Origin of the sequence: Flavobacterium cryoconiti (genome assembly GCF_048158645.1) — a bacterium.
GTDB classification, from domain to species: domain Bacteria; phylum Bacteroidota; class Bacteroidia; order Flavobacteriales; family Flavobacteriaceae; genus Flavobacterium; species Flavobacterium cryoconiti.
In genome coordinates, this window is sequence record NZ_JBLNKW010000004.1 from 45,808 (window position 1) to 66,330 (window position 20,523).

15 protein-coding genes are annotated in these 20,523 nt (G+C 32.8%); 10 read left to right on the forward strand and 5 right to left on the reverse strand.

Annotated elements, in window-relative coordinates:
* Positions 1-86 precede the first annotated feature (86 nt).
* Together ACM55H_RS07210 and ACM55H_RS07215 are read right to left on the reverse strand one after the other, a co-directional pair.
* Complete coding sequence (locus ACM55H_RS07210; RefSeq protein WP_143387568.1) at positions 87-557, reverse strand: Lrp/AsnC ligand binding domain-containing protein; 471 nt, start codon at positions 555-557, stop codon at positions 87-89.
* Positions 558-740: 183 nt separating this feature from the next.
* The gene (locus ACM55H_RS07215; RefSeq protein WP_416835881.1) at positions 741-1,496 is read right to left on the reverse strand and encodes an SDR family NAD(P)-dependent oxidoreductase; all 756 of its coding nucleotides are present in this window, start codon (positions 1,494-1,496) and stop codon (positions 741-743) included.
* Positions 1,497-1,616: 120 nt separating this feature from the next.
* Here ACM55H_RS07215 and ACM55H_RS07220 point away from each other — a divergent pair, with 120 nt between their 5' ends.
* The gene (locus ACM55H_RS07220; protein WP_416835882.1) at positions 1,617-1,970 is read left to right on the forward strand and encodes a winged helix-turn-helix transcriptional regulator; all 354 of its coding nucleotides are present in this window, start codon (positions 1,617-1,619) and stop codon (positions 1,968-1,970) included.
* Positions 1,971-2,051: 81 nt separating this feature from the next.
* Here the strand turns inward: ACM55H_RS07220 and ACM55H_RS07225 are convergent, their stop codons facing one another.
* Together ACM55H_RS07225 and ACM55H_RS07230 are read right to left on the reverse strand one after the other, a co-directional pair.
* Complete coding sequence (locus ACM55H_RS07225; protein ID WP_039108622.1) at positions 2,052-2,801, reverse strand: uroporphyrinogen-III synthase; 750 nt, start codon at positions 2,799-2,801, stop codon at positions 2,052-2,054.
* 13 nt (positions 2,802-2,814) lie between these two features.
* Positions 2,815-3,486 carry a DUF4271 domain-containing protein gene (locus tag ACM55H_RS07230; RefSeq protein WP_416835883.1) on the reverse strand — a complete coding sequence of 224 codons (672 nt, stop codon included), beginning with the start codon at positions 3,484-3,486 and terminating at the stop codon, positions 2,815-2,817.
* Between the two features lie 105 nt (positions 3,487-3,591).
* Here ACM55H_RS07230 and ACM55H_RS07235 point away from each other — a divergent pair, with 105 nt between their 5' ends.
* The 3 genes from ACM55H_RS07235 to ACM55H_RS07245 are packed head-to-tail and all read left to right on the forward strand — an operon-like array spanning position 3,592 to position 6,136.
* Positions 3,592-4,317, forward strand: a complete 726-nt coding sequence (locus ACM55H_RS07235; protein ID WP_416835884.1) for a polyprenol monophosphomannose synthase — start codon at positions 3,592-3,594, stop codon at positions 4,315-4,317.
* A 12-nt stretch (positions 4,318-4,329) separates the two neighbouring features.
* A complete protein-coding gene (locus ACM55H_RS07240; protein ID WP_416835885.1) occupies positions 4,330-5,670 on the forward strand; it encodes a dihydroorotase in 1,341 nt (446 codons plus the stop codon).
* Between the two features lie 10 nt (positions 5,671-5,680).
* The gene (locus ACM55H_RS07245; protein WP_416835886.1) at positions 5,681-6,136 is read left to right on the forward strand and encodes a DUF4296 domain-containing protein; all 456 of its coding nucleotides are present in this window, start codon (positions 5,681-5,683) and stop codon (positions 6,134-6,136) included.
* Here the strand turns inward: ACM55H_RS07245 and ACM55H_RS07250 are convergent, their stop codons facing one another.
* On the reverse strand, positions 6,137-7,126 hold the full coding sequence (locus tag ACM55H_RS07250) for an NAD-dependent epimerase/dehydratase family protein (protein WP_416835887.1): 990 nt from the start codon (positions 7,124-7,126) through the stop codon (positions 6,137-6,139). It lies immediately after the preceding gene.
* A 91-nt stretch (positions 7,127-7,217) separates the two neighbouring features.
* Between ACM55H_RS07250 and tyrS the strand changes: the two genes are divergently transcribed.
* From tyrS to ACM55H_RS07280, 6 genes are all read left to right on the forward strand, one after another.
* Positions 7,218-8,525 carry a tyrosine--tRNA ligase gene (gene tyrS, locus ACM55H_RS07255; RefSeq protein WP_416835888.1) on the forward strand — a complete coding sequence of 436 codons (1,308 nt, stop codon included), beginning with the start codon at positions 7,218-7,220 and terminating at the stop codon, positions 8,523-8,525.
* Positions 8,526-8,826: 301 nt separating this feature from the next.
* On the forward strand, positions 8,827-12,900 hold the full coding sequence (locus tag ACM55H_RS07260) for a hybrid sensor histidine kinase/response regulator transcription factor (RefSeq protein ID WP_416835889.1): 4,074 nt from the start codon (positions 8,827-8,829) through the stop codon (positions 12,898-12,900).
* A gap of 580 nt (positions 12,901-13,480) precedes the next feature.
* Complete coding sequence (locus tag ACM55H_RS07265; RefSeq protein WP_416835890.1) at positions 13,481-16,465, forward strand: SusC/RagA family TonB-linked outer membrane protein; 2,985 nt, start codon at positions 13,481-13,483, stop codon at positions 16,463-16,465.
* Between the two features lie 29 nt (positions 16,466-16,494).
* A complete protein-coding gene (locus ACM55H_RS07270) occupies positions 16,495-18,057 on the forward strand; it encodes a RagB/SusD family nutrient uptake outer membrane protein (protein WP_416835891.1) in 1,563 nt (520 codons plus the stop codon).
* A 20-nt stretch (positions 18,058-18,077) separates the two neighbouring features.
* Entirely contained in the window at positions 18,078-19,214 is a 1,137-nt protein-coding gene (locus tag ACM55H_RS07275; protein WP_416835892.1) for a SusE domain-containing protein, read from the forward strand.
* 141 nt (positions 19,215-19,355) lie between these two features.
* Positions 19,356-20,423 carry a glycoside hydrolase family 53 protein gene (locus ACM55H_RS07280; protein WP_416835893.1) on the forward strand — a complete coding sequence of 356 codons (1,068 nt, stop codon included), beginning with the start codon at positions 19,356-19,358 and terminating at the stop codon, positions 20,421-20,423.
* Positions 20,424-20,523 lie beyond the last annotated feature (100 nt).

A 20,523-nucleotide genomic window follows, 5' to 3' on the forward strand; every position in this document is an offset into this window, starting at 1 on the left:
AAAAATATAAATCCGTCTTGTTTAAAAACGAGACGGATTTTTTTGTCAAATAACCAAAGTAAGGATTAACCGATTAAACCAAAAAGTTATAGCTGAATCTGTCGATCAATTTGTTGGTCTAAGGAAATGAAGGTTTCTGTTCTGGAAACGCCTTCGATAGCCTGAATTTTGGTGTTGAGCAAATGCATTAAATGTTCGTTATCGCGGCAAATAATCTTGATTAATATCGACCAATTTCCGGTGGTATAATGGCATTCCAGTACTTCGGGAATTTTTTTTAAATCTCTTACGGCTTCTGGATTTCGAGCTGCTTTGTCTAAGTAAATTCCAACAAAGGCCATTGTGTTATAACCCAAAATCTTATGATTTACCGTAAATTTTGAACCCGAAATCACGCCGGATTGTTCCAGCTTTCGCAATCGCTGGTGAATAGCAGCTCCTGAAATTCCTATTTTGTTCGCGATTTGAAGAATTGGCTTTCGGGCATCTTCCATCAGGTCACGTAAAATTTCTTTATCGATACCGTCTATTTCTACTATTAGGGAATTGATTTTCATGAGTTGTTTTTTTTAACTAAAATGTGAAATTTAGTTTGAATTGAAAATCAAATTTAAATAAAAAACGATTAGTAAAAAGGATATGAGGTTGTTTTTATAATTTTTGCCATAAAAAAAGCCATTCGCAATCTGAATGGCTTTTATCTTTAATGTGAAGTTATAAATCTAATGAGCTATTGATTTTTATAATCCGTAAAGACCTCCGGCAACAGTAATTTTTTCTCCAGTAATCCAACCTGAATCATCAGAAGCAAGGAAAACTGCAACTTTTGCGATATCATCAGGATGACCGATACGACCAAGTGGCGTTTTTTCAATAATAGTTTTTTCTAGGTCACTACCCGTAATTCCTGCAGTTCTTGTGCCTTCGGTTTCAACACCACCAGGAAGTATAGAATTGATTCGAATGTTTCTACCGCTAAACTCTTTTGATAAGGAAACGGTAATAGCATCTAATGCCGCTTTAGTAGCTGAATATTCAGACATCATTGCTAAAGGCGTGGTGCTGACTCCAGAACTAATATTTATTATTACTCCTCCAACATTTCCAAACTGTTTAACAGCTTCCTTAATTGTTAATAGTGATCCTAACACATTAACATTGAAAAGTTTGTGAAAAGACTCCTCTGTAACATCTTGTATTAGTGCAGCAGGATAAATACCTGCATTATTTACTAAAATGTCCAAAGTGCCAAAAGCATTCTTAGTTTCTTCAAAAATTCTAATCACATCAGATACTTTTGACACATCACCTTGAATAGCTATTGCAGTTCCTCCATTATCAGTTATGGATTGAACAACTTTTTCCGCATCTTCTTTATTTGAAGAATAGTTTACGACAACTTTTGCCCCTTCTGTTGCAAAATATTTTGCAATTGAAGCTCCAATTCCTTTAGAAGCACCTGTAACAATTGCAATCTTGTTTTTTAATTTACTCATAGTGTATTTTATTAATTATGAAGCAAAGCTATAACACTCTAATTTATTTTAGTAACTTTGTTTCTAAAAGTTACAATCACATTAGGGTAACATAGTAACATTAAAGTAACAAGAAATAGCATGAAATGTAGCGAATACAATACAGACGAGCATAAGAGAGAAATGATGGCAGTCCAAGATTCAATGGATGTGTTAAGTGGCAAATGGAAAATATCTATAATTTCTTCCATCTGCTATTACAACAAAAGAAGATTTTCGGATATTTTAAATGACATCAATGGTATTTCTAACAAAATGCTGAGTAAGGAACTAAAAGAATTAGAAATAAATAAATTGATCAAAAGAACAGTTTTGGACACACAACCAATAACGGTTCGATATGAACTTACGGAACACGGAAAGACATTGCAAACCATAATAAGAAACCTAACTGAGTGGGGAATTGAACACCGAAAGAAAATTATTAGTGAATAAATACTGATATATTACTATTTTAAAATCAAAAAAGCCATTCGGATTGCGAATGGCTTTTGATTGTATCTGAAAAGTAATTTTCTATTTTCCTTTATTTGCTTCTACAATGTATTTTTCCAAAGCCATTGTCATTGAAGGTGTTGCTGGTGTTGGTGCCAAGATATCTACTCTTAAACCATGATCCAACGCTTCTTTTTGTGTAGTGCTTCCAAAAACTGCAATTCGGGTATCGTTTTGCTTGAAATCCGGGAAGTTTTTAAACAATGATTTTATTCCAGTTGGACTAAAGAAAGCTAAAACATCATAATACACATCGGCTAAATCAGACAAATCGCTCATTACAGTTTTATAAAAAACCGCTGGAGTCCAATCTACTTTCAATGCATTAAGCGTTATTGGCGCATCGGCATTCAATTGATCTGAAGCTGGTAATAAGAATTTTTCGTCTTTGTATTTTTTTATCAGTGGAGATAAATCAGCAAAATCTTTAGGGCCTACGTAAATTTTACGTTTTCTATACACGACATACTTTTGCAGGTAAAAAGCAATTGCTTCCGACTGGCAAAAATATTTCAATCCTTCAGGAACTTTAAAACGCATTTCATCAGCAACTCTAAAGAAATGATCAACTGCATTCTTGCTCGTTAAAATAATTGCGGTGTAATGATTAAGATCGATTTTTTGAAGTCTAATCTCTTTTGCATTAACGCCTTCTACATGAATAAAAGGTCTGAAATCAATTTTAACTTTATGCTTTTGTTGAAGCTCAAAGTAAGGGGAATTTTCCACTTTAGGCTCAGGCTGTGACACCAAAATTGTTTTCACTTTCATATTTTGACATTTTCTATGCGCTCCCTTTTGTAAACCAATAATACATAAAATAATAGGGGGCTATTTCAAGTGCGCAAAGATATAAAATAAAATAAAACAACTTACTGAATATTAAATTTTGATAGTTTTTTATTGAAATCAAATAAGTTAATATGTTTATTATCAGTACTATAGCTATGATAAATAATGGAAAATTTCTTGAAATTGAGTCGTAATAAAACAAAATAATATTGATTGGCAGTATTGTTAAGCCAATATAAGTTCTATAGGTAACCTTTTGAAGATTAAATTGTTCAACAAATTCTTCCATATTGAATGCCGTGGCAATAATTTTTTCTATGAGATATTTCGATAAAATAAAAAAGATAAGGAAAGTAGTTATTTGAATGTATAAAATCCAATCTGTTTTTGTGGCATATCCAAACTGACTCAACGATAGCTGAATGAAGAATGCAAATGAAATAACCTGAACAAAAAACAAAGCAATGGTAAAACCGCTTTTAAGATGGCTGCTGTCTCTATATATTTTAGTGTATTTATCTGAAAAAATTAATTTTGAAAAATCACCAAAACGATTTTCAAAAACAGATTTAGTAACAGCAATAATAGCAAAAGACAACACAAATAAAAGTGTAGCCCAATCTTTATTTCCGGTTATCCTTGGATGAAGTACGTGTTCAATCATAGCGATACAAAATTACTATTTTTTTGCATCATTCTTTTTTATTATAAATTTATTATGAATCAAATGGCATAAAAAGTTTACTTTTGCGTTGAAATTACTCAAAAGATGAACGATTGTATTGTTATAATTCCTACCTATAACGAAATTGAAAATATCGAAAGCATTATCAGAACTGTGCTTTCTCAACACAAGCTTTTTCATGTTCTTATTATTGATGATAATTCGCCAGATGGTACAGCGGATAGAGTAGTTATGCTTCAATCTGAATTCAAAGACAGATTGTTTTTGGAAAAAAGAGCAAAAAAATCAGGCTTAGGAACTGCTTATGTACATGGTTTTAAATGGGCTTTGAGGCATACGTATGAGTTTGTTTTTGAGATGGATGCTGATTTTTCACACAATCCAAATGATTTAGAAAAATTATATAATGCCTGTCATTTAGGAGATGCTGATTTAGCGATCGGCTCTAGATATGTAACAGGTGTGAATGTGGTAAACTGGCCTTTAAGCCGTGTTTTGATGTCCTATTTTGCCTCAGTTTATGTTAAATTAATAACCGGAATGAAAATTCATGATGCTACAGCGGGTTTTGTTTGTTACAAAAGAAAAGTGTTGGAAAGCATCAATTTAGATAAAATAAAATTTGTTGGATATGCCTTTCAAATTGAAATGAAATACAGAACATACTGTAAGAAATTTCAAATTGTTGAGGTTCCCATCATTTTTACCGATAGAACAAAAGGACAATCCAAAATGAGTAACTCTATAATTATAGAAGCCGTTTTTGGAGTTATTTCCCTTAGATTAAAAAAATTAGTCAACACATTATAAGAAGAAGATACGATGAACAGGATTTTAATTAAGAATGCCAAAATAGTAAATGAAGGAACGATTTTTGAAGGCGATGTATTAATTGAAGATGACTTAATTGTTGAAATTGCGGAAAGCATAAGTGCTAAATCTTCCCAATGCAAAATCATTGATGCCGAAGGGAATTACCTAATTCCTGGAGCGATTGATGATCAGGTTCATTTTAGAGAACCGGGTCTTACATACAAAGGTGATATAGAATCAGAATCGAAAGCTGCAGTTGCCGGAGGAATTACTTCTTACATAGAACAACCAAATACGGTTCCAAATGCCGTAACCCAAGAAATTTTAGAAGAAAAATATAAAATTGCTGCAGAGAAATCCTATGCAAATTATTCTTTTATGATGGGTGCAACAAACGATAATTTAGAAGAAGTTCTAAAGACAAATCCGAAGAATGTTGCAGGAATAAAAATATTTTTAGGTTCATCAACCGGAAATATGTTGGTGGATAACGAAGCTACTTTAGAAAAAATATTCTCCAGTACGCCTATGCTTATTGCGGTTCATTGTGAGGATGAAGCTACCATCAAAAACAATCTTGAAAAATACAAAGAAGAGTTTGGAGAAGATGTTCCGGTAACGGTTCATCACCTGATCAGAAGTGAAGAAGCCTGTTATATTTCCTCTTCAAAAGCAATTGCTTTGGCTAAGAAAACAGGTGCTCGTTTGCATATTTTTCATCTTTCGACAGCTAAAGAAATGGATTTGTTTACCAATAAAATCCCATTGGAAGACAAGAAAATCACTGCTGAAGTTTGTGTGCATCATTTATGGTTTACTAATGATGATTATGCAACCAAAGGCAATTTAATCAAATGGAATCCAGCGGTAAAAACAGCCAATGACCGAAAAGTACTTTGGGAAGCCTTGCTTGATGACCGAATTGATGTGATTGCAACCGATCACGCACCACATACACTGGAAGAGAAAAAACTCCCGTATCTAAAAGCTCCTTCTGGTGGGCCATTAGTGCAACATGCCGTTGTGGCTATGTTTGAAGCGCATCACCAAGGTAAAATCAGTATTGAAAAAATTGTTGAAAAAATGTGTCATAATCCGGCTAAGATTTTCAAAATTGAGAAGCGTGGTTTTATAAAAGAAGGGTATTATGCGGATTTGGTTATTATAAATTCAGGTTTACCGTGGAGTGTTAAAAAAGAAAATATTCTTGCTAAATGCGGATGGTCACCATTTGAAGGATTTACATTTAAATCTAGAATAACGCATACTTTTGTAAATGGACAATTAGTGTATACTGCTTTCAAAGTAAAAGAAATTCGTGCAGGAAAACGATTGTTATTTGATAGATAAAAAGGTAGATATGAAGAAACTAATAGCATTTTTAGCGATTGTTGCGGTACTTGTAAGCTGTAAGGATGAGGTATTGAAAAAACCAAATCGGCTTATAGAAAAAGACGAAATGATTAATATTATGTATGATTTATCGCTTTTGGAAGCTATTAAATACCAAAATCCGACCTCTTTAGATACCTTTAAAATAAATCCTAAAAACTATATTTATAAAAAGTACAAAGTTGACAGTCTGCAATTTTCTAAAAATAATACTTATTATGCTTCTAATTATGAGGAATATGCAAATATTATTGATCAAGTAAAAGATAGGTTGACTAAAAATAAAACAGCAATAACTGCTTTAATTAAGGCTGAAGAGAAAAAGAATAAGAAGAATAAGAAGAAAAAGCCAGCTGAGAAATCCGTTTCGCCTACTAGTAAAATGATAGATTCATTGGAAATTAACCAAAGAAAAAGGCTTTAATTACAAAGTTGAAATTTCTTTGATGTATTGGTGAATATCTAAAAACTCCGTTTTCAAAATAGTTGTAACTTTCTCATTGGAATATTCATTTATAGAATAAGATGCTTTTGCAGTAGCGCTAGTTAGTTGTCTTTTTTGCATAAAAATATTCGATAGTATCCAGTCTATTCTCCAGCAAATTTTCATAAATAATGGTTTCGCATGAATAGTTGGTCTTTTTGTGTGAAGAGAGTCAGCAATGCTGTTCAAGATATCTCTGAAAACGATATTTTTTGCAATTAATGTGAATCGTTCATTATGAATTTCACTTTTCATTAATTGAGTTGCAATTCGGACTACATCAGTCACAGCGACAAACCCGGAGCTTCCCAAAGTGTAAAATGATAATCCTTTTTTTACTTTCGTAAAAAGTTGTCCGCTTCCTTGTTCCCAAAAACCAGGGCCAATAATTACACCAGGATTTAGAATTATCACTTCCAATCCTTCCTGCTGCCCACGCCATATTTCCATTTCGGCACCATATTTAGAAATAGCATAATCGCTGTGTGGTTTTTCGGGATTCCATTCGGTTTCTTCTGTGATAACTTTTTCGTGTGGGGCAATATCGCCAAGAGCGGCTATTGAACTCACAAAGCACAGTTTTTTTATAGCATTGGCAACACAAAAATTGACAATATTTGCGGTTCCTTCAATATTAATTTTTCGAATTAAATCTTCGTCTTTTGGATCGAAAGAAATCAAAGCGGCACAATGATAAACATAATTGATTCCCTCAAAAGCATTTTCTAACGCTGGAATGTCAGTGATATCAGCTTGAATCCATTCGATAGCATCAAATAAATTCGATTTTTTGTATAAATTAAATAGATTTTTAGTCTTTTCTATACTTTTTGTATTGCGATAAATGGCACGGACATTTTCTCCACTTTCAATTAAATGAAGCAATACATGCGCACCTACTAAACCTGTTCCTCCTGTGACTAAAATCATTTGGTAAAGATAATGGATTGTTCGATTTTATAGAGATAGATTTTCAAATTATGCAATTAAAACTATCTTTGTGCAAATTGATTTTTATAAAATGAAAAATATTATTTCCGAATTACAATGGCGCGGTTTAGTTCACGATATCATGCCTGGAACTGAAGAGCAACTTCTAAAAGAAATGACAACCACTTACATCGGATTTGATCCAACATCGGATTCCTTACATATTGGAAGCTTGGTGCCTATAATTCTTTTGGTTCATTTGAAAAATTTTGGACACAAACCTATTGCATTGGTTGGTGGAGCTACAGGAATGATTGGGGATCCATCCGGTAAATCTGATGAGAGAAATCTCTTGGATGAAGCTACTTTGAATCATAATGTAGAAGGAATAAAAAGTGTTTTATCTCGTTTTTTAGATTTTAATTCGAATGAAATAAACGCGCCAGTTCTGGTAAATAATTACGATTGGATGAAGAATTTGTCATTCATTAATTTCGCTCGTGATGTGGGTAAAAGAATCACCGTGAATTATATGATGGCCAAAGATTCTGTAAAGAAAAGATTGTCTGGCGAAGGTGAAGGGATGTCTTTTACCGAGTTTACGTATCAATTAATTCAAGGATATGATTTTTACCATTTGCATAAAGAATACAATTGTTTGTTACAAATGGGAGGTTCAGACCAATGGGGAAATATTACAACCGGGACTGAATTAGTAAGACGAATGAATTCAGAAGGAGCCAAAGCATATGCGATGACTTGTCCGTTAATTACAAAAGCTGACGGTTCAAAATTTGGAAAATCCGAAGGAGGAAATGTTTGGTTGACGGCTGATAAAACTTCGGTTTATAAATTTTACCAGTTTTGGTTGAATACCACCGATGTTGATGCAGAGAAATACATTAAGATTTTTACTTTTTTAGACAAAGAAACAATAGATACACTAATAGAAGAACATCAAACGGCTCCGCATTTAAGAGTTTTACAACGAAGATTGGCTGAAGAGTTAACGGTTTTTGTTCATTCAAAAGAAGAGTTGGAGAAAGCGCAAAAAGCATCAGAAGCTTTTTTTAAGCCAACTATTGATGATTTAAAGACTTTACCTTTTGAGACATTGGAAGAAATTTTCGAAAGTTTACCAACTGCTAAAATCACGCAAAAAGAAATTGAAGCAGGCTATTCAATAGTAGATGCTTTTTCAAAAACAGGTTTTTTGTCTTCAAATAATGAGGTAAGACGTGCTTTGAAGGAAAATGCGATTTCTGTAAACAAAGTAAAAGTTTCGGAAGATTTTGTACTTACAGTCGATAATTTAATACATGGAAGATTTATTTTACTTCAAAAAGGGAAAAAGAATCAATACTATATTGATGTAGAATTTTCATTTCCTTCAAATTAATTAAACAACCATCAAATTACAACCTCGAATATCAGAATTATCAAAACGTCCCAATACCTCGAAAGAGTTGTTGGGATTTTTTTTGACTATAATTTGATTTTTTGTTTTATTTGAGTGAAATTCAATTTTTGAGCAATCCTCCGATATTTTATATTAAAATTCATTAGAAGCAAAAAAAGATATAAATAAAAGTCAATTGTATATATTTGTTGTTTAGAACAAATTTGTAAATCGTTTATTTAGTACTAAAAAATAGATTTCAATAATTTATTTCTAGGGATTTCTTAAATTAAATCTGACATTGAAAACAAAACTAATACACGCTTTTTTTGCCTTATTTTCCCTTTTAATATATTCTGTTTTTACTCCTTGTTTTGGTCAGTCGCAAGTTATATTTAATAAAATAAATCAAACCAATGGGCTCTCTAATGACAGAGTCAGAAGTATTGTAAAGGAAAAAAATGGTTTTGTTTGGATTGGTACTGAAAACGGATTGAATCGGTATGACGGCAACAAAATAAAAACATACAATAAACAAAATAGTGCTTTAAGCGCAAATGATATCTCCGATTTACTGATAGATCATAAAGGAAAAATTTGGATTGCTACGTTTGGAGGAGGATTGAATTTATACAATCCTTCGAATGATAAATTCGTGGCTTACAAAAATATTTTGAATGACAATCATTCTGTTCCTTCTAATGAATTGAATACTCTTTTTGAAGATTCAAAGGGAACGATTTGGCTAGGGACAAAAAATGGGCTTTCCTTTTTTGAAGAAAGAAAAAAAATATTTAAAACCTATAAGTTTCAGGCTACCAATAACAAATCATTAAGTAATAATGACGTTAGAAGTATTTATGAAGATGCTGACAAAAATCTTTGGATAGGTACTTTTGGAGGCGGCTTAAATAAATTCAATCCCCAAACAGGTGCGTTTGTACGCATCAGTTCTTCAAGTGGTATCTCACCAGATTACATACATTCGATAAGCAGTTTAAATAAGAATGAAATTCTCATCGGATCGAGCGGAAAAGGATTACTGACATTAAATGTCAACACTTTAAGTTTTGAAAAAAAGAATTATGGGATAGATCAGACGATTACTATTGTACGGTGCATAAAAAGGGATCGGAATGGGGTTTTATGGATCGGAACGGATGGTAACGGACTTTTTAAAATAACTAATATCAATAGTGTAAAGCCAATTGTTTATAATTATACAAATGATTCCCAATTAGAATCTTCAATTTCCAGTAATGCCATATACAATCTCATGGAAGATGAGAATTCTAATATTTGGTTAGGAACGGCATGGAATGGTGTTGATGTATTAAGTTCTAATAAAGACTATACTTTTTTGCCCAGTGCTGATAAAGGGGAAACTCCAATATCAGTATTGTCTGTTTATAAAAATAAGGATGCTTTTTTTATGGGACTAGACGGAAAAGGACTGGCTGTTTTGCAAGAAAAAACAAATACCGTAAAGCGATATAATAGTGAGCGAAAGAATTCAATAGGAGACGATTATATTCAGTACATAAAAGAGGCTAATAACGGAACGCTTTGGATTGGAACCTTTGTAAATGGTCTGGTTAATTTTAATTACAAAACAGGTTCCACTATACAATTCAAACAAGATATAGCAAACCCAAAATCCTTAAGTTACAATGATGTCCGTTACGTTGTTGAAGATGAAAAAAACAATATTTGGGTAGCTACTTGGGGAGGAGGACTTAATTATTATAATGTAACTGCAAAAGAATTTAAAAGTTATAAAAAGAAATCAAGAGACCCATTTTCTATAAGTAGTGACAATGTAATCTCGCTTCAAAAAGATGGAGATTTAATTTGGCTGGCTACTTTTGGTGGCGGAGTCAATCTCTTGAATCCAAAAACCAACCGTTTTAAAGTTTATAAAAGTTCAGGGAATAACCAAAACTCCATTAGCAGTGATTATGTTTACAGTATCTTAAAAGATACCAAAGGGAATTTATGGATTGGAACTGCCGGGGAAGGAATTAATCTTTTGGATAAAAAGACCAAAAAAATTAATCGTTTTGAAAAATATAAAAATGTCCGTTATCAGACCGTGACGGCAATTATAGAAGATAACATTGGATTAATCTGGTTTAGTACTAAGCAAGGGATTTTTAATTATGATTATAAAACAAAAAATTTCAACAGTTTTTCAAATCTTAAAGGGGTTTATCATATTAACTCCAGTTTTAAAGACGAAAAAGGGATGTTGTACTTTGGTTGTTCTAAAGGAGTTATTAAATTTAATCCTGAAACAATCAAAGCTAAAAATATCACTCCTAAAGTAAAATTTACAAGTTTCAAACTTTTCAATAAAGAAGTTCCAATCGGGAAAGATGAAATATTGAAAAACGACATTGCTTTTTCTAAAGATATAACTCTAGAATACGACCAGGATGTAATTACTTTTGAATTTGCAGCAATGCAATTTCCATCCTCTGCTAATTGTGAGTACCAGATTAAAATGGACAATTTTGATGAAAATTGGCGTTCGATAGGTAAAGATGGTACGGCTACCTATACGAATCTTTCTCCGGGTAAATATATTTTCAAAGTGAGGAGCAGAGAATTGGGAAGTGATTGGACAAATGAATATAGTGCTGTAAATATTAAAATTTTAAAACCTTTTTGGTTGGAATGGTGGGCATTTTTAATTTATACTGTTTTAGTGATTCTAATTTTATATGTTTTTATAAAATACATCATTTCATGGGAAAAAATGAAAACGGATTTAAGATTCGAGAAATTCACACACGAAAAAGACATAGAACTCTATAATCTGAAACAAGATTTTTTTACGAATATCTCCCATGAAATAAGAACTCCGGTAACGCTGATTTTGAGTTCCATTAATAAATTATTAAAAACCGATGACTTTCCTGAAGGCCATCAACAAAACCCCTTTGGAACCATTAAAAAGAATGGTGAATATTTACTTAATCTGGTGAATGAACTTCTTGACTTTAGAAAACTGGAGCATCATCAAATCAAATTAAATGTAGTAAAAGAGGATTGGGTTAAGTTTAGCAAAGAGATTTACCTGTCGTTTAAGGAATTTGCCTATCAGAAGGAAATCAAATTTGAGTTTGAATCCTCAAGCGAAATGATAAAATTATGGTTTGACAAAAATCAGATGGAAAAAGTGCTGTATAATTTATTTTCTAATGCATTAAAATTCACAAACACTGGAGGCACCATAAAGCTTTTTGTCACAGAAACGGAAGAAAAAGTACAATTAGAATTGGTAGATGAAGGAGTTGGGATTTCAAAGAAACATCTTTCTAAAATATTTAATCGTTTTTATCAGGCCAGTGATTCCAATAATGGCAATGGAGCCGGTTTTGGATTAGGGCTAACTATTTCAAATGAAATTATAAAGCTGCATCACGGAGAAATAACCGTTAAAAGTAAAAAGGGTTCCGGCAGTACATTTATAATCACATTGAAAAAAGGGAATGCTTATTTTAATGAAGATGAAATTGGAGGAAATGAAACCAATGATGAACTTATAGAAAATTATTTTACCAGTAAAAAACGGAAGGAACAAATCGTTGAGCAAACTCATGATGCTATTGCTGTAATCAAAGAGCAAACGTTACTTATAGTAGAAGATAATGCGGACATATGCAACTATATCGTTGACCTTTTTTCTGATGAGTTTACTGTTTTACAAGCTTCCAATGGAAAAGAAGGATTAGAAATTGCCTTAGAAAAATTGCCTGATCTCATTGTGAGCGATGTCATGATGCCTGTAATGGATGGAATAGAGTTAACTCATAATTTGAAATCAAACGTTAGTACGAGCCATATACCAGTCATTCTTTTAACAGCGAGAGCTTCTTTTATGCATAAAATGGCAGGTTTTGAAACGGGTGCGGACGATTATATTACAAAACCTTTTAATGAGTCGCTCCTTCGTGCCAGAATTAAAAATATTTTAAAAAATAGAGCACGATTACATGAAATATTCCGTTCAGAGGATTTTATGGCTATTGGGGACTTAACCAAAAGCAAATCAGACCTTGCCTTTCTTCAAAATCTAGGCAATTTAATTGAGGAAAATATAGATTGTAATGATTTTTCTGTAAATGTAGTAGTTAAGCATTTGGGCATGAGCCATTCCGTAATTTATAAAAAACTTAAAGTTTTAACAGGTTTGTCACTGGTGGAGTATGTCCGAGAATACAAATTAAAGAAGGCTAAACAATTGCTCTTAAAAAAAGAAAATACAGTAGCTGAGGTCTCCTATTTGGTAGGATATTCTGATCGTAAATATTTTAGCAAGCTCTTTAAAGAACGTTTTGGCAAAAATCCTTCCTCTTATTTAAACGATTAATAGCTTACTGAGGTGTTGGATTATTCAGGTAACACTTTAATTTCCTTTTTAATTCCATTAGGAATTCTATACCCGTTACAATCTGGAATGCATCCATTTTTTAGCACATTACCTAATTACTATAATTCTGGATTATAGTGCCCAAAAGCAGTGTCGTTTTTTATTTCACAAATGAAAATTGATGCTAATTCTTTCCTTGTTTGCTACTTCAGTCCTGCTTGGGAATTCCTAAAATCGATGTTTTTTTTTAAAGTTGCAAAGCGAACTTGCTTTGACTTTAATACCGTTGTGGTTTTTAAATAAAAAAATAATAATAATTTAAAAAATCGCCTTTTTTTTCTATATCCTTAATTTTATTGGTGTTTTATGCCGATAAAACGATTTTGTCTCCCTATAAAGATGAATTAATTCCCCTTTGATTTTTTACCCTAAACCTAAATTGCAACGTATTAGAACCACCTATTTTTTTAAAAAAAATTAACCAAAACAACCAAAAAAATTAATTATGGGAAAACGAATTAACAGTAATCAATCCAAAACCAAATTGAAGCAATCAAACATTTTATAACCAAAACATAATATGAATTCAAAATTAAAGCAAAAGAAAAAGAGAACATTAATAGCTTTTAAGCTATCCTGTTCAATGATATTTTTTTTAATACCTCTTGTGTTTTTCGGACAAAAAACAGCCATTATAGGTGCCGTTGTAGATGAAGCTACTAAGGCGACTCTTTCTGGTGTAACGGTAACATTAAAAAACAGCACTAATTCTACTATTTCAGATAGTAATGGGAATTACCAGATAAATGCAGAAAACGGAGATATTGTACTATTTTCATTTGTAGGATATCGAACAATAGAAAAGAAAATTTCAGGGAACATATTGAATATATCCCTTCGTGAAGATTCTAAAACACTAAATGAAGTTGTGGTTATTGGATATGGATCAACCAGAAAAAAAGACCTTACAGGTTCAGTAACACAAGTAAGTACTAAAGATTTCCAAAAAGGATTTGTAACCAATGCAGAGCAACTTATAGCCAATAAAGTTCCTGGATTGCAAATCACACCAATAAGTGGAAAGCCTGGAGCTGGAAGTTCCTTTTTATTAAGAGGTGGAGCTTCGTTAAGTGCTTCCAATAATCCGTTATTTGTAATTGACGGTGTTCCTATTGGTCTTAATGACGGACCTGGAGTGCTAAGCGCTTTGAATCCTGATGATATTGCATCTTTTAGTATTTTAAAAGATGCTTCAGCCGCCGCAATTTATGGTTCAAGAGGGTCGAATGGAGTTATAATTGTCACAACTAAAAATGGAAGAAATGGAGACTTGAAAGTTTCATTTGTTTCTAAGATTTCTGCTTCGAACAATATTTACAAACAAGATGTATTGTCAGGAGATCAATATAGAGAAGCTGCAAAGCAAGCTTCTTTAGTTTCAGGTATACCTATTTCTAATTTTAATTTAGGTACAGCAAACACGAATTGGCAGAATGAAATTTATCAAACGGCTTTGACTAAAGACAATTCAATTAGTTTTACAGGAGGGATAAAAGTATTGCCATACCGCTTGTCATTGGGTTATTTAGATCAAGACGGTACACTTAAAACGGGTAATTTTAAGAGAAATACAATCTCTCTTAATATTAATCCAACTTTTTTTGACAATCATCTTAAAGTAAATTTAAATGTAAAAGGAATAAGTCAAAAAGAAAGAAGAGCCGATGAAAGTGCTATTTATACAGCAGTAACATTTGATCCAACACAATCGGTTAAAGACCCAAACTCAATTTATGGGGGCTACTGGCAATATTCTGAATTTGCATCAAATCCTGCCGTTTTACATGGTCATAATAATCCGGTGTCTCTATTGGAACAGGTCAATGACAGGGTTTCAAGTCTAAGAAGTATTGGGAACATTCAATTAGATTATAAAGTGCATTTTTTTCCGGATTTAAGTGTAAAAATAAATTCCGGTTATGATGTTGCTAAAGGGACCTGGAATTATAATGTACCTGCTAATTATTTCCCGGCAATTATTTCTAATGGACTGGTATCTAAAGGCGATCCCAGTTCTAAGACGGAGAATGTGTTTTCAGAAACTACCTTGAATTATTTTAAAGAAATTAAAGCTTTAGACAGTCGTATAGAGGCTTTGGCGGGGTATTCATATAACGATTTTAAAACAACCAACTATTATTATCCCTCTTATGATGTAGCTGGGAATGTACAACCTGGTTCTACTCCGAATTTCAATTTTGATATTCCTCAAAACACTTTGATATCTTATTTTGGAAGATTAATGTATACGTTTAAGGATAAATACGTTCTTACCGGAACGTATAGAACAGATGGTTCTTCAAGATTTTCTAACAAAACAAGATGGGGTTCATTCCCTTCTGTATCGGCTGCCTGGAAAATAAATGATGAAAAGTTTTTGGTTGATTCTAAAGTTATTTCAAACCTTAAATTTAGAGTGGGATGGGGTATTACAGGACAACAGGAAGGAATAGGTAATTATGGCTATATCCCAATTTATAATTTAGGGGCTTCAAATATTAAATACCCAATTGGTAATGATTTTATACAAGGAGTTAATCCTAGTGCAACTGACCGTAATAGAAAATGGGAGCAATCAAAATCTTTAAATGTTGGGTTAGATTGGGGTTTGTTTAAAAATAGAATAAATGGAGGTGTCGATTTTTATCATAGAATTACCGATGATTTATTAAACGATGTAACCATTCCTTCAGGGACAGATTTTGCTAATAATATTGTTAAAAATATAGGAAGTTTGGATAACAAAGGTTTTGAAATAAATGCTAATGCAGTGTTGATTCAAAAAACAAATTTTAATTGGAATTTAGGCGTTAATTATAGCTATAATGAAAATAAAATAACAAAGCTTTCTATAGGAGACAATTCTGGTGTTGGTTTATTTAGCGGTAATTTATTGGTAAATACGGTTGGATATTCTAGAAATACCTTTTTTGTTTATCACCAAGTTTATAATGCACAAGGAAAACCTATCGAAGATCAAATGGTAGATTTAAATAACGATGGTGTTATAAATGAACAGGATAGATATAGAACCGAAAGTTCCACTCCAAAACATGTTATAGGCTTTAATACCGCTTTTAATTACAAAAAGCTTGCCTTAAGTATGGCGTTTCACTCAAATCTTGGACAATATGTGTTTTATAACCCTAACGATAATTTATCGGCTATATATGATGGTATCACACGTAATAACATCAACCAATTGTATTACAAAACTAATTTCACGCAAACCGGAAATAACAATCAAAAGTATAGCGATTATTACTTGCAAAATGCTTCCTTCTTAAAAATGGATAACATCAACCTAAGCTATGATTTTGGGAATTTAATAAATCCTAAAAAAGATAATAATAATGTTGTGTTGTCAGCTTCTGTTCAAAATGTATTTGTAATTACTGATTTTACAGGAGGCGACCCGGAAGCATCTTATAATTATGGGACCAATTTTGGAGGTAATTATACATCACCAAGAACGTATTCAATTTCTTTGAATTTCAATTTCTAGAGAATACTTAATTTATTAAAATTATAAAAATGAAAAACAAACTATTTAAAATCAGATATATAGCGGTTGTTTTGGTCGCGCTAATGATTACGTCTTGTACGGATGATTTGGACCGATTTCCTACAAACGCATTGACAAATGAAGCCCAGTTTAGTTCGCTTGAAGGATATAAACAAGGACTTGTTTCTACTTATATTCAATTATCCGGGGCCAACAACTTTTTTTACAGAGGATACTGGGAATTACAAGAACTTTCAAGTGATGAAGCCGTAAATACTTGGGACAGTCATAAAACAACTGAGTTGGACTGGTCTTCTGATCATACAGAATCGGCTGATGTTTATAAAAGTGGCTTGTATCTTATAACGCTATGTAATAATTTTATTATTGAAGCAGCACCAGGAATGGTTGAGAAAAGAGGATTTTCAAATGCAGATAAAGCAGAGATTGCAAAGTATTATTCTGAAGTTCGTTTTGTAAGAGCGTATGCTTATTGGATGCTTTTAGACTTATTTGGAAACCCTTCATTTGCAACAGAACAAACATTAGCCAATGGTGAAATTCCAAAACAAATAAAACAAGCCGATTTATACCACTACATTGAATCGGAACTAAAGGCTATTGATGGATCTATGATTGCTCCAAAAACGAATGAGTATGGACGCGCAGATCAAGCTGCGGTATGGTCGCTTTTGGCAAGACTTTATTTAAATGCTGAGGTGTATTCTGGTGAAGCACATTATACAGAAGCCATCACTTATAGTAAAAAAGTAATCGATGCGGGTTATTCTTTAATTTCGAATCATCAGTGGTTGATGCTCGGAGATAATAATAAAAACACCAGTGAATTTATTTTCACCTTCAATTATAATAATGAATATGTAACTTCTTGGGGAACGACAAATGTTTTTGCTCTGGGAGCATCAGGAGTTCCTGAGGAAATTAATGGTATGAGTGCCAGTTGGAATCTATACAGGGTAACGCCTTCTATTCCGGCATTGTTTCCAACCCATGATACAAGTGTAGATAAAAGAGCAGTGTTTTGGACGGAAAAAGAAGAACCAAAACGCACTTTAGAAATAGAATCTTTATCCAATTCAAAAAGTGGCTATTCTATCTATAAATACCGTAATGTGGATAGAACAGGAGCCAAAATTCCACAAAAAAACACCTACAATAATTTAAGTGATATTGATTTTCCTGTTTTCCGTTTACCCGAAATGTATTTGATTTATGCCGAAGCGGTTTTAAGAGGAGGAGCTGGAGGAGATTCTCAATTGGCACTAAGCAATATAAACAAGTTAAGAGGTAGAGCTTATGCAAATGATCCCAACAGTACGCTAGGAAATATAACTTCAACGGATTTGAATTTAGAGTTTATTTTAGATGAGAAAGCTAGAGAAATGATGTGGGAAGGGTATCGAAGAACCGATCTTATAAGATATAAAAAATTCACTTCCGGAGATTATCTATGGGCCTGGAAAGGTGGTGTGTTAAATGGAAAAGCAGTGGATAGTAAATACAAATTATTCCCAATTCCAGTATCTGAAATTCTATCAAATCCAAATTTGAAACAAAACCCAGGGTATTAAAATATTAAAACTATACTAAGATGAAAAAAATAATCTATTCCATATTACTTATTGGTAATGTGCTGTTATTTACGGGTTGTACAGATGACAAACCAATTTTTATTGCTGATTTAAGTTCAGAAAGCATTGCTTTTACGAACGATTTCGCAAGTGAATATGTATTGTCCAAAGAGACAAAGAACAATATAGCCGATCGATTGATTTGGGACGCATCGATTTTAGGTGTAAATACCGATTATGAAGTTCAGGCAGCAACAGATGAGTCGTTTACTAAGGTAGTTTCATTAGGAGTTACAAAGAAAACCAATATGACAGTTTTAGTAAGTCAATTATTAGATTTGGCCGATCAATTGGGTCTGGATGAAGATCCAAAAACGACAAACAGTGATGGAAAGCTAAATAATTCTGGAGTTGTTTATTTTAGAGTTAAGTCTAAAATAGGTAATGGTGGTGCAGGTACTGAAGAAATTATTTCGACTGTTCAAATGATAAATATTAGATTAATTGAAAAAGTGGCAACTTCAACCGCCTGTAATCCAATATGGGTAGTTGGTGATGCAATTAAAAATGTTGGATGGAATTTCACACTAAATACAAAATGTGAATTGGAAGTGCAACGAGTTAAAATTTCATTTCTAAAAGGAAAATTTAGATTCTTTACTGCCGAAAATGATTGGGCTACAGGATTAAATTATGAATATTATAAAGGCAAAGGATATACAATTGATTCCCGTTTGATAAGTGAAGGTTCGGGAGATTATAATTTTGTTTTTGATGGTACTCCGGGTATTTATGAATTGGTAGTAGATAGCACTAAAAAAACGATTGTTTTAAACCCATCAGGCCCACTTTGGGTTGTAGGTGATGCAACACCGGGAGGATGGAATTTTAGTGGAGGCGAAACACAAATTGTTGAAATAAATCCTGATATTTGGCAAGCTACTTTTGCATTCTCTGCTGGAGTTTTCAGATTTTTTGAAAGTCAAGGGGTTTGGGATACCAATAATAATTACAAACATTATGCGGATGCCGGTTATGTCATAGATTCAAAATTTCAAAATGATGGAAGTGGTGATGCAAATTTTAAGTTTGTAGGTACCCCAGGAACTTATACAGTAACAATTAATGCAATAGACAAAACAATCAAGTTAAATTAATAATTAGCAGTATGATTCTATTGGTTGATTCTAATAAAATTAACCAATAGAATTAAAAAAAGAGTTGAATAAAGGTATCTAAAGAAATTTAGAATCAGAACTCTATAATACGTCTGTTTTTCAGGCTTTAAAAAAATTAAGATGAATAAAATATTTGTACAAGTAAGACAGATTTTCATAGTATTAATGGCATTGGCAACTTTTTCTTGTAGTAATGCACAAAATCCAGAGACAACTCCTGCGGAGCCAACAGTACCAACAACTTTTGCCTTGTCAAAAGGAGCCGATGTAGGATGGCTACCCCAAATGGAAGCTACAGGGTATGAATTTTATGATACAGACGGTACAAAGAAAGACTGTTTGCAACTGTTGAAAGACAGAGGAATCAACACGATTCGTCTTCGGGTTTGGGTAAATCCTTCCAATGACAAAGCAAGTGGACATTGTAGTCCTGCAGAAACAGTGGTTATGGCTGTTCGTGCTCAAAAATTAGGAATGCGCATTATGATCGATTTTCATTACAGTGACACTTGGGCCGACCCCGGAAAACAAACAAAACCCGCGGCTTGGGCAAACCATTCTTTTACGGAATTATTAAATGATGTTTATAATCATACGTATGAAGTTTTGAATTCTCTAAAAGCGGCCGGAGTAACTCCTGAATGGGTACAAGTGGGGAATGAAATTCCTGACGGCATGTTATGGCCAGAAGGTAAATCGGCTAATTTCGGTCAACTCGCACAACTTTTGAATAAAGGCTATGATGCTACAAAAGCCATCAATTCGGCTATCAAAGTTATTGTCCATCTTGATGAGGGGAATAATAATGCCAAGTTCAGATGGTTTTTTGATAATGCTAAAGCAAATAATGTAAAGTATGATGTAATAGGTCTTTCGTATTATCCGTATTGGTTAAAAAGTGATTATAAAGCTACTATAGCTGATTTAGCCAATAATCTCAATGATATGGTTTCCAGATACGGAAAAGAAGTTATGGTTGTTGAGGTTGGTGGCGATTATGCCTTAGCCCAAAATACCAAGGATATGTTGACAGCCGTAATTAATGCGGTTAAAAATGTGCCTAATAATAAAGGGCTTGGCGTAATTTATTGGGAACCTGAAGGAGAGAAAAGTTGGAGTGGCTATCAATTAAATGCATGGCAGTCAAATGGGAAACCATCACCGGCCTTAGACGCTTTTAAAGAATAATTTATGATTGATAAAACAGGATAGCTTAATAATAAAGTTACATTGAAAAAAGATAAGATTTTTTTTCATATTATAATATTAAATAATTAGACAGATTGAT

Coding starts and splice junctions, on each gene's coding strand:
- ACM55H_RS07235 (WP_416835884.1), top strand. CDS start 3,592: ATGAACGATTGTATTGTTATAATTCCTACCTATAACGAAATTGAAAAT.
- ACM55H_RS07270 (WP_416835891.1), top strand. CDS start 16,495: ATGAAAAACAAACTATTTAAAATCAGATATATAGCGGTTGTTTTGGTC.
- ACM55H_RS07265 (WP_416835890.1), top strand. CDS start 13,481: ATGAATTCAAAATTAAAGCAAAAGAAAAAGAGAACATTAATAGCTTTT.
- ACM55H_RS07275 (WP_416835892.1), top strand. CDS start 18,078: ATGAAAAAAATAATCTATTCCATATTACTTATTGGTAATGTGCTGTTA.
- ACM55H_RS07215 (WP_416835881.1), bottom strand. CDS start 1,496: ATGAGTAAATTAAAAAACAAGATTGCAATTGTTACAGGTGCTTCTAAA.
- ACM55H_RS07280 (WP_416835893.1), top strand. CDS start 19,356: ATGAATAAAATATTTGTACAAGTAAGACAGATTTTCATAGTATTAATG.
- ACM55H_RS07250 (WP_416835887.1), bottom strand. CDS start 7,126: ATGATTTTAGTCACAGGAGGAACAGGTTTAGTAGGTGCGCATGTATTG.
- ACM55H_RS07230 (WP_416835883.1), bottom strand. CDS start 3,486: ATGATTGAACACGTACTTCATCCAAGGATAACCGGAAATAAAGATTGG.
- ACM55H_RS07240 (WP_416835885.1), top strand. CDS start 4,330: ATGAACAGGATTTTAATTAAGAATGCCAAAATAGTAAATGAAGGAACG.
- ACM55H_RS07225 (WP_039108622.1), bottom strand. CDS start 2,801: ATGAAAGTGAAAACAATTTTGGTGTCACAGCCTGAGCCTAAAGTGGAA.
- ACM55H_RS07210 (WP_143387568.1), bottom strand. CDS start 557: ATGAAAATCAATTCCCTAATAGTAGAAATAGACGGTATCGATAAAGAA.
- tyrS (WP_416835888.1), top strand. CDS start 7,218: ATGAAAAATATTATTTCCGAATTACAATGGCGCGGTTTAGTTCACGAT.
- ACM55H_RS07220 (WP_416835882.1), top strand. CDS start 1,617: ATGAAATGTAGCGAATACAATACAGACGAGCATAAGAGAGAAATGATG.
- ACM55H_RS07245 (WP_416835886.1), top strand. CDS start 5,681: ATGAAGAAACTAATAGCATTTTTAGCGATTGTTGCGGTACTTGTAAGC.